General features: G+C 65.5%; 11 protein-coding genes. 9 read left to right on the top strand and 2 right to left on the bottom strand.

All coding sequences use genetic code 11. The features are described 5' to 3' along the window. Positions 1-34: 34 nt before the first annotated feature. The 4 genes from ACFFWD_RS32150 to ACFFWD_RS32135 all read left to right on the top strand — a co-directional run bounded on the left by ACFFWD_RS32150 (position 35) and on the right by ACFFWD_RS32135 (position 4,806). A complete protein-coding gene (locus tag ACFFWD_RS32150) occupies positions 35-562 on the top strand; it encodes a hypothetical protein (protein WP_376972247.1) in 528 nt (175 codons plus the stop codon). 190 nt (positions 563-752) lie between these two features. Next, positions 753-1,724 (top strand): NAD(P)H-dependent flavin oxidoreductase, encoded by a 972-nt coding sequence (locus ACFFWD_RS32145; protein WP_376972245.1) that lies wholly within the window; start codon positions 753-755, stop codon positions 1,722-1,724. Beyond that, complete coding sequence (locus ACFFWD_RS32140; RefSeq protein ID WP_376972340.1) at positions 1,724-2,497, top strand: thioesterase family protein; 774 nt, start codon at positions 1,724-1,726, stop codon at positions 2,495-2,497. Before ACFFWD_RS32145 ends, ACFFWD_RS32140 begins: the two co-directional genes overlap by 1 nt. A 212-nt stretch (positions 2,498-2,709) precedes the next feature. Beyond that, a complete protein-coding gene (locus ACFFWD_RS32135) occupies positions 2,710-4,806 on the top strand; it encodes an ATP-binding protein (RefSeq protein ID WP_376972243.1) in 2,097 nt (698 codons plus the stop codon). A 155-nt stretch (positions 4,807-4,961) separates the two neighbouring features. Here ACFFWD_RS32135 and ACFFWD_RS32130 read toward each other — a convergent pair whose 3' ends face one another. Continuing rightward, the gene (locus ACFFWD_RS32130) at positions 4,962-6,524 is read right to left on the bottom strand and encodes an AMP-binding protein (protein WP_376972241.1); all 1,563 of its coding nucleotides are present in this window, start codon (positions 6,522-6,524) and stop codon (positions 4,962-4,964) included. Between the two features lie 69 nt (positions 6,525-6,593). Between ACFFWD_RS32130 and ACFFWD_RS32125 the strand changes: the two genes are divergently transcribed. The 3 genes from ACFFWD_RS32125 to ACFFWD_RS32115 all read left to right on the top strand — a co-directional run bounded on the left by ACFFWD_RS32125 (position 6,594) and on the right by ACFFWD_RS32115 (position 8,819). Beyond that, the gene (locus ACFFWD_RS32125) at positions 6,594-7,595 is read left to right on the top strand and encodes an NAD(P)H-dependent flavin oxidoreductase (protein WP_376972239.1); all 1,002 of its coding nucleotides are present in this window, start codon (positions 6,594-6,596) and stop codon (positions 7,593-7,595) included. A 149-nt stretch (positions 7,596-7,744) separates the two neighbouring features. After that, a complete protein-coding gene (locus tag ACFFWD_RS32120) occupies positions 7,745-7,990 on the top strand; it encodes a hypothetical protein (protein ID WP_376972237.1) in 246 nt (81 codons plus the stop codon). Between the two features lie 118 nt (positions 7,991-8,108). Then, positions 8,109-8,819 carry a hypothetical protein gene (locus ACFFWD_RS32115; protein WP_376972235.1) on the top strand — a complete coding sequence of 237 codons (711 nt, stop codon included), beginning with the start codon at positions 8,109-8,111 and terminating at the stop codon, positions 8,817-8,819. A 194-nt stretch (positions 8,820-9,013) separates the two neighbouring features. On the opposite strand, the gene ACFFWD_RS32110 is transcribed toward ACFFWD_RS32115, so the two are convergent. Further along, positions 9,014-10,543, bottom strand: a complete 1,530-nt coding sequence (locus ACFFWD_RS32110; protein WP_376972233.1) for an alkaline phosphatase family protein — start codon at positions 10,541-10,543, stop codon at positions 9,014-9,016. Positions 10,544-10,893: 350 nt separating this feature from the next. Here ACFFWD_RS32110 and ACFFWD_RS32105 point away from each other — a divergent pair, with 350 nt between their 5' ends. Together ACFFWD_RS32105 and ACFFWD_RS32100 are read left to right on the top strand one after the other, a co-directional pair. Continuing rightward, positions 10,894-12,243: a TadE/TadG family type IV pilus assembly protein gene (locus tag ACFFWD_RS32105; RefSeq protein ID WP_376972232.1), complete on the top strand. Its 1,350-nt coding sequence runs from the start codon at positions 10,894-10,896 to the stop codon at positions 12,241-12,243. Between the two features lie 14 nt (positions 12,244-12,257). Continuing rightward, the coding region (locus ACFFWD_RS32100; RefSeq protein WP_376972230.1) for a TadE/TadG family type IV pilus assembly protein at positions 12,258-12,479 on the top strand (222 nt) is incomplete at its 3' end.

Raw genomic sequence — 12,479 nt, 5'->3', positions numbered from 1 at the left:
GCCGACGGCCCGTCTTCGGGTTACGCTCGCGGCGATGGCTGATGGAATCGACGATCTCAAGAATCCCGCAAGAGCGCGCGTTGTGATGGCGGGCCTTGCCTTGTCGATGGTCTTCGCGGTGACCGACCGGGGCTGGACGCAGACCGCGCCGCCGCCGCTCGGCGTGCAGACGCCGGCGCCGCAACCGCAGCAGATCGATCCGGCGCCGGTCGAGCGTGAGAATCCCGGGCTGATCGACGAAATCGGCAAGCTGTTCGAGAAGTCCAAGACGATGCTGCCGCCGCTCAAGAGCCCGAGCGAGACGATGAACGATCTCTCGAACATCGCGCGGCCTTCGACGATGGTGACCGGGCGCGCGGCGTGCGTGGTCGCCGCCAATGGCGGGCCGGATTGCAAGGCCGGCGCCGACAGGCTTTGCCAGAGCAAGGGCTATAAGGAAGGCAAGAGCCTCGATACCGATGCCTCCGAGAAATGCTCGCCGATCGTCTATCTGCCGGGCCACAAGCGCGGCCCCAACGACTGCAAGACCGAGAATTTCGTGACGCGGGCGCTCTGCCAGTAGGCGCAGGCCGGATCGTGCCTGGGATACCAGGTGCCCCAAGAAAAATGCCGCTCACGATGAGGTTTTGTCATCCATCCCGCAGCGCCAAAACGCAATACTTGACACTGGAAAGATTGCCTTGTTGGTATGATGCCTGGCATCGATTGGCCTAAAATCCGTTCCGTCAGATAACCCGAAGGATCCGCTTCCAATGACCATGCCTGCTCTGTTCAAGGGCCGTCTGTCTCTACCCGTGATCGGGGCGCCGCTGTTCATCATCTCCGTGCCCGACCTCGTCATCGCGCAGTGCAAGGCCGGCGTCGTCGGCTCGTTTCCGGCGCTGAACGCGCGCCCGCCGGAGCTGCTCGACGAATGGCTGTACCGGATCAAGGAAGAGCTCGCCGCCTACGACAAGGCGCATCCGGAGCGGCCGTCAGCGCCGTTTGCCGTGAACCAGATCGTGCACAAGTCGAACAACCGGCTCGATCACGACATGGCGCTTTGTGAGAAGCACAAGGTGCCGATGATCATCTCGTCGCTCGGTGCGCGCGAGGAGCTCAATCAGGCCGTCCACAACTGGGGCGGCATCGTTTTCCACGACGTGATCAACCAGAAGTTCGCCCACAAGGCGATCGAGAAGGGCGCCGACGGTCTGATCCTGGTTGCGGCCGGCGCCGGCGGGCACGCCGGTACGATCTCGCCGTTCCCGTTTGTGGCGGAGACGCGGCAGTGGTTCGACGGACCGATCGCGCTGTCGGGCACCATCGCCAACGGCCGCGCGATCCGCGCCGCCCGCATCATCGGCGCCGACTTCGCCTATATCGGCTCGGCCTTCATCGCGACGCAGGAGGCGAACGCGGTCGAGGGCTACAAGAGCATGATCACCAGTTCGAGCGCCGAGGACATCGTCTATTCCAACCTGTTCACCGGCGTGCATGGCAACTATCTCAAGCCGTCGATCGTCGCGGCCGGCATGGACCCGGAGAACCTGCCGACCTCCGATCCCTCGAAGATGAGCTTCGGCACGGATTCCTCCGGCGAGCGCGCCAAGCCGAAGGCCTGGAAGGAGATCTGGGGCTCGGGTCAGGGCGTCGGCAGCATCGCCAAGGTGGTGCCCGCGGCCGAGCTGATCGCGCGGTTCAGGAAGGAATATGACGAAGCGATCGATCCGCCGCTCGCGTGATGGAGCCGATCTTTCGTCCTGACGGCAATCGCGTCGTCACCAGTCCCGACGCCGCGGGTCCGTGGGACCCGCGGATGCAGCACGGCTCCGCGCCGGCGACGCTCGTGGTCTGGGCCGCGGAAGCTATTGCCACACCGGTGCCGATGCGGGTCGCGCGGGTGACCATCGACCTGATGCGTCCCGTTCCGGTGGCGCCGCTCTTGATCGAGAGCGAGGTCTTGCGCGAGGGTCGCAAGATCCAGCTCTGCGGTGTCAGGCTAAAGGCGGACGACGTCGTCGTGGTCTCGGCGAGCGTGCTGAAGATCAAGCAGCAGGTGGCGGAGCTGCCGCCTGACATCGCCGATCTCCCGGTCGAGGTGCCGGGCCCCGATCAATGCACCGCCGAGCCCGCGAACTTCGCGAACAGCCCGTTCGTGAAATGCATCTCGATGCGGGCCGCGCGCGGCCGCTTTGGCCAGATCGGGCCGGGCGCGATCTGGTTTCGCGTCGACCATCCGCTGATTGCAGGCTCGCCGGTCTCGCAGGCGATGCGCGCGGTGGTCGCCTCGGACTTCTCCAACGGCGTCTCGCCGGTGCTGGATTTCAAGAGGTGGACCTTCATCAATGCCGACCTCACGGTGAACCTCGCGCGCGAGCCGGTCGGCGAGTGGATCCTGCTCGATGGCCAGTCCTGGATCGGACCCGACGGGGCCGGGCTTGCGATGTCGCGGCTTGCCGACCGGCAGGGCTATTTCGGCCGCGCGATCCAGAGCCTGGTGATCGAGCGGCGCTAGGCCAGCAAGCGGGGCGGGGGCCACGGCCGCTTTCCGGCAAAAATAATCCCGCCCGCTGGGAACGGTTGATAGCTCGAACGAGTTTCGCTCCCGTAAGGGGGTTCCATGACGCGTGTCGTTGTCGCCGCCGGAATCATGATCATCACAGCCCGGTGGCTCTGCGATCTCGCGTCGGTCCGCGCCGGAACCGCGCGGTCGGAAAGGCGGCCGCGGTGAGACCCGGACCATCCTCGGAACGCGCGGTCATCCTCGCAGTGGGCCCGCGTGACGCAGCGAAGACCGCCCATCTGATCAAGGACGCCGGCTACCACGCCAACATCTGCAGCGATCTCACCGAGCTCGAACGCGAGATCGAGGGCGGGGCGGGCCTCGCAATCATTGCCGATGAGGCGATCATCAACGCCGATCTGCAGCGTCTCCGGCGCTGGTTGAACGCGCAGCCCTCATGGTCGGATTTCCCGATCGTGCTGATGAGCGAAGGCGGCGGGTCGGAGCGCAATCCCGAGGTGGCGCGGCTCGGCCGGGAACTCGGCAACGTCACCTTCATCGAACGTCCGTTTCATCCGACTACGCTGGTCAGCCTGGTCGCGTCGGCGGTGCGCGGCCGCCGCCGTCAGTACCAGACCCGCGCGATCCTGGAAGATCTCACCGAAAGCGAAGGGCTGCTGCAGACCGCGCTCAACGCCGGCCATCTCGGTGCGCTCGAATTGCATGTGCCCGAGTTCGAGCTCGAGGCCTCCGCGACCTGCAAGCGCTTCTTCGGGCGCAACGCAAGCGAGCCGTTCACCTACCAGGAGCTGCAGGACGCCGTTCATCCCGACGACCGCGCCCGGCGGAGCGAGGTCGTGGAGAATACGCTGCAGACCGGTGCCGACTACAGGATCGAGTATCGCAACATCTGGCCCGACGGCTCGCAGCATTGGCTCGACGTGCGCGCCCGCGCGGTGCGCCGGCCGGACGGCAGCATCAAGTCGCTGGTCGGCGTCTGCTCCGACATCACCGCGCGCAAGACCGCGGAGATCGAGCGCGAGGCGCTGCTGGCGCAGCTCGCCGCCGAGCGCACCGCGCTCGCCGAGCTCACGGCAACGCTCGAGCAGCGGGTCGAGCAGCGCACCGCCGACCTGATGAAGGAGGTCGCGGCGCGCGAGAAGGCGCAGGAGCAGCTCCGCCACGCCCAGAAGATGGAGGCGATCGGCCAGCTCACCGGCGGCGTCGCACACGACTTCAACAACCTGCTGATGGCGGTGGTGGGTAATCTCGATTTGTTGCGCAAGCGCCTGCCGGATGATCCGCGCCTGCGTCGCCTGGTCGAAGGCGCGCTGCAGGGCGCTGAGCGCGGAGCGTCGCTGACCCAGCGGCTGCTGGCATTTGCGCGCCAGCAGGATTTGCGCGCCGTGCCGGTCGATCTCGGCGCGCTGGTGCGCGACATGAGCAACCTGCTCGAGCGCTCGCTCGGGCCGCGCATCATCTTGCGGCTGGCGATTCCCGACGGATTGCCGCCGGCCTGCGTCGATACCAACCAGCTCGAGCTTGCGATCCTCAATCTCGCGATCAACGCCCGCGACGCGATGCCGGACGGTGGCGTGATCGAGATCACGCTCTCGGCCTTGCAGGCGAAGAACGACCCGTCGCTGCAGCCCGGCGACTACCTGAAACTGTCCGTGGTCGATGCCGGCACCGGCATGGCGCCCGATGTCCTGAAGCGGGCGGTCGAACCGTTCTTCTCCTCGAAACCGCTCGGCAAGGGCACCGGCCTCGGCCTGTCGATGGTGCATGGCCTTGCCGTGCAGCTCGGCGGCGCGCTGCAGCTTGCGAGCGCGGTCGGCAGCGGCACCACCGCCACGCTGGTGTTGCCGGTTGCGACCGCGGCGGCGGAATCGGGCGGCCCCGCGCCCGCGACCCAGAAGGTGAAGCGCTCGGCGATGATCCTGTTCGTCGACGACGATCCGCTGATTGCAATGTCGACCATCGAGATGCTGGAAGATCTCGGCCACCGCGTGATCGGCGCGAGTTCCGGCGCGCAGGCGCTCGACATTCTCAGGAGCAACCAGCCGCTCGACCTGATGATGACCGATCACGTGATGCCCGGCATGACGGGTCTCGAGCTCGCCGCCGCCGCGCTCAAGGTCAGACCGCAGCTTCCGGTTCTGCTCGCCACCGGCTATGCCGAATTGCCCGACGGCGTCCAGGTCGACCTGCCGCGGCTGGCGAAGCCTTACCACCAGGATCAACTGCGCGAGCGGCTCGATCAGTTGCTGGGGCAGGGGGCTGACCTAGCAGCCGACGCCGTCCTCACACCGTCACCCTGAGGAGCCGCGCGCGTGCGCGGCGTCTCGAAGGGCGAACGGCCCTGCTGCTGCCGCGAGTGGAGAGATTTGCGCTGAGATATCGGGGCCGTGCATCCTTCGAGACGCGCGTTCCGCGCTCCTCAGGATAACGGGACGAGGATTGGTCGCGCCTGCACCTACCCCACCATGCGGTCGCGGCCGGCCCAGAAGCTCGCCTTCAAGATCTTCTTGTCGACCTTGCCGACGCCAGTCATCGGCAGCTCCTTGACGAACTGGATCTGCTTCGGCGCATGTGCCGAGCCCTTCTTCGCCTTCACAAGGTTGATCAGCTCCTCCGCATTCGGCGTCACGCCGTCGCGCGCGACCACGACCGCGGTGACTGCCTCGCCCCATTTCTCGTCGGGCACGCCGACGACCGCGACCATCGCCACGTCCGCGTGCTGCGACAGCACGTCCTCGACCTCGCGCGGAAAGATGTTGAAGCCGCCGGAGACGATCATGTCCTTCTTGCGGTCGAGGATGAACATGTAGCCACGCTCGTCCTTGCGGGCGATGTCGCCGGTATGCAGCCAGCCGCTCTTCAGCGTCTCGGCCGTGATGTCCGGCCGCTTCCAGTATTCGGCCATCACATGACTGCCGCGCACGCAGATCTCGCCGGCCTCGCCGGTCGCGACCTCGCGGTCGTCATTGTCCAGAATTTTCACCTGGCAGGCCGCGATCGGGAAGCCGCAGGACAGGAACAGGTCCGGTGTCTTCGGATCGTGGTCCGTCTTGCGCAGCACCGAGACCGGATAGCATTCGGTCTGCCCGTAGAGCTGCGAGAACACCGGCCCGATCCGCTCGATGCCTTCGACGAGCCGGCTCGGCGACATCGCCGACGCCCCGTAGAGCAGGAGCTCGAGCGAGGAGAGGTCGGTCTTGTCGAGTGCGGGATGATCCAGCATCACGTAGATCATGGTCGGCACGAACAGCGTGAAATTGATCTTCTCGCGTTCGATGGTCTTGAACACAGCCTCTGGATCGAATCCCTTCAGCATGTGCACGGTGCCGCCGCGCATCAGCGTCGGCAGCACCTTGGTGCCGGCGACGTGGCTGATCGGCGCGACCGTGAGGTAACTCGGCGTGTCGGGGATCTCGAAGTCGGCGAGGATCGCGTTGGCAAAGCCGCCATATTCACGATGGTAGCGCAGCGCGCCCTTGGACTTGCCGGTCGTGCCGCCGGTGTAGTTCAGGGTTGCGATGTCGTCCGGGCCGGCGAAGTTCTTTGGGCTTGCGCTGCCCGCGGCTTCGATCGCCTGCAGGAGATCGGCGCCGTAGCTCGCAGGCCCCAGCGTGAACACGGTGTTCAGGCCAGGCGCTTTCGATGCAAGTTCGCCGCCGCGATCGCGAAACGTGACGCCGTCGACGACAAGCATCTGCGCCTCGGAATCCTCGAGCTGGAACAGCTGGTCGTCGAGCGAACCGAGCGGATGCAGCCAGGTGATCGCAAGCTGCGACAATTGCGCGGCGACGCCGGCGCACCAGGTGTCGGCGCGGTTGGCGGTGAGGAAGGCGACGCGCGTGCCGGGGGCAAAGCCGAGCCGTGCGAACACGCTTTGCATCCGCCCGATCAGGTCGGTCGCGCCCTGGTAGCTCAGCGATCCGCCCGGCCAGCTAAAGGCCGTCCGCGACGGATAGCGCGCCAAGGCCCGCAGCGTCTGCTCGCACACCGCCGGAAATGCGTAGAGCGGATTGCTCATGTCTTTCATCCTCCCGCCTGCTTTGTATTTGGCCTCTCACGTGCCAATCTTGGCGCCAACGCTAGCACAATGACGGAGGGAAGAAACAACTTGCCAGAAGCCGATCCTCTTGCCCGCTTTCGCGATCGTCTCCGGCTGCCGCTGATCGCGGCGCCGATGTTCCTGGTCTCCGGCGTCGAGCTGGTGGTAACGGCGTGCCGCAATGGTGTAATCGGCTCCTTCCCGACGGTGAATTGCCGTGAGACGGAACAGCTCGACGCCTGGCTCGGCGAGATCGAACACCGCCTGCGTGCGCATGCAGACGCGAATGGCAGTGCGGCCGCGCCGGTCTGCCCGAACCTGATCGTGCACCGCTCCAATACGCGGCTGGCGCAGGATCTCGCGGTGATTGTCAAGCACCGGCCGGAGATCGTCATCACATCGGTGGGTTCGCCGGCGCCGGTGCTCGCGCCGCTGCACGATGCCGGCGCGCTGGTGTTTGCCGATGTCGCCTCGATCCGCCATGCCGAGCGCGCCGTCGCGGCCGGCGCCGACGGGCTCGTGCTGTTGACGGCGGGTGCGGGCGGGCAGACCGGCTGGCTCAATCCGTTCGTGTTCGTCCGCGCGGTGCGCGGCTTCTTCGACGGGCCGATCGTGCTTGCCGGCGGCATCAGCGACGGCCACGCGCTGCGCGCCGCCGAGGCGCTCGGCTGCGATCTCGCCTATATGGGCACCAAGTTCATCGCCACGCGCGAGAGCATGGCGGACGCGAGGTACAAGCAGATGCTGGTCGAGGCGAGCGCCGACGACATCCTGCTCACGACCGCCTTCACCGGCCTGCAGACCAACATGCTGCGGCCCTCGATCGCGGCCGCCGGCCTCGATCCCGACAATCTGCCGGCGCGCGGCGCGATCGACATCGGCAAGGACATCGACATCGGCGCCCGCGAAAGCCGCCCCAAGCGCTGGCGCGACATCTGGAGCGGCGGCCACTCGACGTCGGGCGTGACCGGTGTGCTGTCGGTCGACGAACTGGTGGCGCGGACGTTAGCGGAGTACGAGGCGGCCACCGCGCGGATCAGGCTCACCTAATTCGCTACGAAATACCAATCCTTGCCGAAGCGCACGAGCTGGGTCGGCCGCCTGCCTTAACGCGCCATTAACCACGACCATCCCAACAATAGCGCCACAGGACGGTCCGCCGCCATGGCCGGGCCGACCGGCGAATATGGGAATGTGACATGGATTTCGAGGCGCGCTTTGCCAAGACCCCCGTGAGCCTCGATGAGCTCAGGACCCGGGTGTTCTATGCCCTGCAGCGGCATCCGCTCTGCCGCAGCGTCGAATTCGACATCGTCTCTACGCCGCGCACCCGCCGCACCAACTGGACCGTCAGCATGCGCTCGGTGCAGCCCGGCGGGCTGTGGGAAGCCCACGAGATCGTGGCCGATATTCAGGAAGCTTACGAACTGGCTGCCGCGGCCTGATTCCAGGCCGCTTTCGCACGATTTTCAGCCATTTACCGGCCTCCGGCCATCGCAATGGCATGCTAACGCCGCATTTGCCGTTCAGCTTGCGGCCACATCGGTCGGGATGGAGACGTTTTTGACCAAAACAATAACCCTTGCCGCGCTGGCTTGCCTCCTCCTTGCCGGCGCTGCGGCCACCGCCATCCTCGGCCGCGACAGCGTTCCGTCGGCGCCCTCGGAGGTTGCCGCCGCGACCTCCGACGCAGCGCCGGTCTCCAACAAGGCCAGCAAGCAGGACAAACTCGCGGTCGCGACCCTTGCCGCTGCCGCCTTCGAGCCGCCGCAGGCGGCCCCGCCATCGGACCTGCAGCTCAGGGCGCGGGCCGCGATCCCGGCGCTGCCGGAGCCGGTGCGTCAGGCCTATGCCTACACCGACCCGGTCGATGTCGGCTTGCCCAAGGTCACCGAACCCGCCACAGCGCCGGTGGTCGCCGCGCCACCGCCGAAGCCGAAGGCCGCCGCCAAGCCGGCTTCGCAGAAGACCTATACACTGCTCAGCGACGCCCAGATCGCCGGCATCAAGGATCGGCTGAAACTGTCGTCGGCGCAGGAATCCTACTGGCCGCCGGTCGAGTCCGCGCTGCGTGCGGTTGCGCGCAAGATCCACGCCAAGCGCCAGGCTGATCCGGGCGCCGGCACCATGCCGATCGATCCCGACTCCGAGGAAGTCCAGCAGCTAAAGTCGGCGGCGATGCCGCTGTTATTCCAGTTGCGCGAAGACCAGAAGAGCGAGGTGCGCTCGCTCGCGCGCCTGATTGGACTGGAAAAAGTCGCCGCGATGATCTGATCGTCGCGGCGTATTTTGCTTAATCGAGGTCTTGAGCGAACCGGGCCGCGTGGCCCGATCCGCGGCGTCTGCCATCCAGCACCAGTCCCTCGCTAGAGCGTTTTCGAGCGAAGTGGAAACCGGTTCGCGTAAAGAAAACGCGTCAAAACAAAAATCTAGAGCCCCGTTCCGATTCCATCGGAACGGAAATGGCTCTAGCGCCGCCTGGCCTTTTTCGCCTTCCTTGCCGGCGCCTTGCGCATCGTTGGTCCGCCGCGGCGCGGGCGGGACGGTTGCTTGTGCGCCGCGCGGCGTTCGCGTTTGCGCTCGAGGTGCCTGATCCAGGCGGCCGTGCGGCCCTGAATGTAGTCGCCGATCTTCGCACTGGTGGAGAGATCGGGCGGCACATGCTGGTCGTAGCTGCCCTGGTCGTTGCGCAGCGGCAGCAGCGACACCTTGTGGGCGTGGATGCTCTCGATCAAGGATGGCTCCGCCTGTTCGGGATGAGAGACATTGGGCACCGGCGGCAACACGTTTTGCAGCGGATCGTCGGTGCGCGGATTGGCAAGGGTCAGCACGTCGCCGAGATCGGCGGCCGCCTTGTCGCGCTCGGTGAGCGGCGGCACGTTCCAGCGCATCTCGATCGTCTTCAAGACCGAGGTGTGATCGATGACGCCGCGCTTGGCGCGGAAGACGGTGCCGGCCGCGATCCGCGGCGAGATCAGGAGCGCGGGAATCCGTACCCCGAACCGCGTGAAGTCGAAGCCGAATTCGCCGATCGAATTGTCCGGCGGCGTCGCACCCGCGGGCGGCGCCACATGGTCGTAATTGCCGCCGTGCTCGTCATAGGTGATCAACAGCAGCGTGTCGTTCCAGCCGGGTCCGCTCCGCACCGCCTGATAGGTGTCGTAGATCAGCTTCTCGCCGGCTGCCACGTCGTAGTTCGGATGCTGGCTGTTGCCGCTGGCGCCGAAGCTCGGCTCCAGGAATGTATACGCGGGCAACGTGCCGTTGGCACAGCGGTGCTGGAAATCGCGGAAATGGCCGAAATGGCTTTCGTCGGCGTGCTGGGTGTCGGTGAAGTCGAGCCGGGTCAGCGGATCGCGGTTGTAGCCGTAGATCGCCCAGTCGATGTTCTTGTCAGAGAGCCGCCCGAAGATGCTCGGGCAGGTGAAGACCTTGACGTGATTGTCGAGGTGGCCCTGGCTGGTGCCTGCGGCCGCGAAGGTGCGGTTCGGTATCGTCTGCGTCGGCGCCGAGGCGAACCACTGGTCGCAGACCGCAAACCCCCTGGCGAGCCCCGACATCACAGGCAGCAGCTCCGGTGCATACATCCCCATGATCTCGGACGGCTCGGTGCCCGGCAGCGTGTCCTTGAATCCCCTCGCCTGGTCGGACTGGATCGCGGCGATGAAGTTGACGACGAAGCCGCGATTGGTCGGCGCTGCGCCCGGCGCGGGATCGTCGGTCTGGAACAGCTGAAAGTTGGTGTTGAAGAATCCCTCGCCGGGATCGGCGCCCGGCATCAAATAGGGATGCTGCGCGTTGGCGTCGATCCGGAACACCTGGATCTCGCGGCCGGTGTCGTCGGGATTGGTCTCGTTGCCGGTCAGGCCCTCATAGGGCTGGTTGGTCGGCGAGCGGTTGCCGTTCGCTGTGTAGAGGAAGCCGAGCATCTGGTCGAACGACCGGTTCTCCAGCATCAGCTGAACGATATGTTTGATTGCGCCAAGTTGGTTGGCCATGATCCTGCTCCACGACAATAAATGATCCAAACATGCGCTGGTGCCGAAGGGCCGCCGGCGGCGATCGGCTGAAGTGGTGTCAGGTAACTAAAACAACCTAAGGGAGTAAAGACAAGATTAGGTGAGGGGCGGCGGGGATGGGGGGCCGCTGCCCTGAGCCGGCCTGCGGGCGTTGGGTGGCCGGTCCGTTCAAGCGCCTCCCGCAGCTCCCTGGCATCCCAATCGGCCGGCCTGGTTGGATAACGAAGCGTTACGCACCAACCCGGATTTTCGTCGGTCGCGCTGAGCTGAAATTAAATTGTCACGCGATACGACTCGGGAAGTTCCACTATCAAGCGACCGAGGACAACATGGCAGCCTTCATCCCTTGGAAGGCGGAAGTTGGAATTTCCTCGCAAATGAGGCCGGCACCGGACGGGTGCCAATCCCACCAGGACAGTTTCCTGAAGCGTTTTGCACGCGACGAGACCGGCAGCTACGCCATCGTCATCGCCGTCGTGATGCCGGTCCTGGTCGGGACCGCGGGCCTCGGCACCGAGGTCGCGTGGTGGTTCTACAAGCACAAGAACATGCTGAGCGCCGCCGATTCCGCGGCCGTGAGCGCCGCCACCGCCGGCACCAACCTCACGACCGAGGCCAATGCCATCGCGACGTTCTACGGCTACAAGAACGGGGTCAATGGCGTCATCGTCACGGTGAACCAGCCGCCGTCGACGGGCAGCTTCACCTCGAGCTCTCTGGCCGTCGAGGTCATCATTACCCAGCCGCAACAGCGACTCATGTCGGCGTTGTTCGGCTCCGGGGCAGTCCCCGTCACGGCCCGCGCCGTCGCATTGGCTAACATCGGAACGGGCTGCGTGTTGGCGCTTGATCCCACGGCCAGCTCGGCTGTGAATGTGAGCGGCAGTAACAATCTCAATCTGATCAACTGCAATCTCTATAGCAACTCCAGCGGCTCTCCCTCGCTGAACGTCGGTGGCACTGCAAGGGTGTCCGCCAACCTGGTCGGAGCGGTCGGTGCCATCTCCGGCGCGAGCAACATCACGGCGCCGAATGGCATTCGGACCGGCATCAGGCCGATCGCCGATCCTTATGCGACCGTTTCTCCCCCCACGACGCCGACCCCGTGCGACCCTAGTAATCAAAAAATCAACAGCAACGGGAAAGCCACGTCGATCTCCCCGGGGGTGTGTTACAGCGGTCTTGTTTCGGTCCAATCCGGATACACGTTGGATCTGACCCCCGGCATCTACTACTTTTACGGCTCCGGCGGGGGCCTGTCGGTGCAAGGCAACGCAACGGTCACGTGCAGCACCTGCACCAGCACCGCGGGAGTGACCCTCGTCTTCACCGGTTCGGCCAGCAATGGTTGGGCGACCGCCAACATCGGCAGCAACGCCAATGTCACCTTGACGGCTCCGACCTCCGGACCGACCAAGGGCATCGTGATGTATGGCGACCGCAACATGACGACAGGCGCGGCTTTTTCGCTGGAGGGCGGCGGCACCCAGAATTTCGGTGGCGCCATCTACCTGCCGAAGGCGAACCTGCAGTTCAGCGGTGGCAACGGCACGACCACCTCATGCACGCAGGTCATCGCCGATACGATCACCCTTACCGGCAGTTCGAATCTTAAGGTCAATTGCGCGGCGATGGGCGGCAGCGCCATTGGCACGACGACAGCGCAACTCGTCGAGTAAGCTGGAGATATGCGATGAAAGCGGACATTGCAGGTGGTGAGTCCCGTTCTCGAAGGCATGGCGTTTCACGGCGCGGTTTCGGGATTTTCCGGCGTGACGCGCGTGGCGCCGCGGCGATCGAGTTCGGCGTCCTGGTGCCGGTCCTGGCGCTGATGGTGGTGTCGGTGACCGATATCGGCCTTGCGATCTATCGCAAGATGCAGGTGGAGAACGCAGCCCAGGCGGGTGTCGAATAC

Origin of the sequence: Bradyrhizobium erythrophlei (assembly GCF_042430365.1) — a bacterium.
Classification (GTDB): domain Bacteria; phylum Pseudomonadota; class Alphaproteobacteria; order Rhizobiales; family Xanthobacteraceae; genus Bradyrhizobium; species Bradyrhizobium erythrophlei.
The sequence above is the reverse complement of the archived record's forward strand: the minus strand, read 5'-3'. Positions and strand labels throughout refer to the sequence as shown.

What these genes read in the sequence shown, in the direction of transcription:
- ACFFWD_RS32150 (WP_376972247.1), top strand. Translation starts at nt 35, where the DNA reads ATGGCTGATGGAATCGACGATCTCAAGAATCCCGCAAGAGCGCGCGTT.
- ACFFWD_RS32120 (WP_376972237.1), top strand. Translation starts at nt 7,745, where the DNA reads ATGGATTTCGAGGCGCGCTTTGCCAAGACCCCCGTGAGCCTCGATGAG.
- ACFFWD_RS32105 (WP_376972232.1), top strand. Translation starts at nt 10,894, where the DNA reads ATGGCAGCCTTCATCCCTTGGAAGGCGGAAGTTGGAATTTCCTCGCAA.
- ACFFWD_RS32145 (WP_376972245.1), top strand. Translation starts at nt 753, where the DNA reads ATGACCATGCCTGCTCTGTTCAAGGGCCGTCTGTCTCTACCCGTGATC.
- ACFFWD_RS32110 (WP_376972233.1), bottom strand. Translation starts at nt 10,543, where the DNA reads ATGGCCAACCAACTTGGCGCAATCAAACATATCGTTCAGCTGATGCTG.
- ACFFWD_RS32130 (WP_376972241.1), bottom strand. Translation starts at nt 6,524, where the DNA reads ATGAGCAATCCGCTCTACGCATTTCCGGCGGTGTGCGAGCAGACGCTG.
- ACFFWD_RS32140 (WP_376972340.1), top strand. Translation starts at nt 1,724, where the DNA reads ATGGAGCCGATCTTTCGTCCTGACGGCAATCGCGTCGTCACCAGTCCC.
- ACFFWD_RS32125 (WP_376972239.1), top strand. Translation starts at nt 6,594, where the DNA reads ATGACGGAGGGAAGAAACAACTTGCCAGAAGCCGATCCTCTTGCCCGC.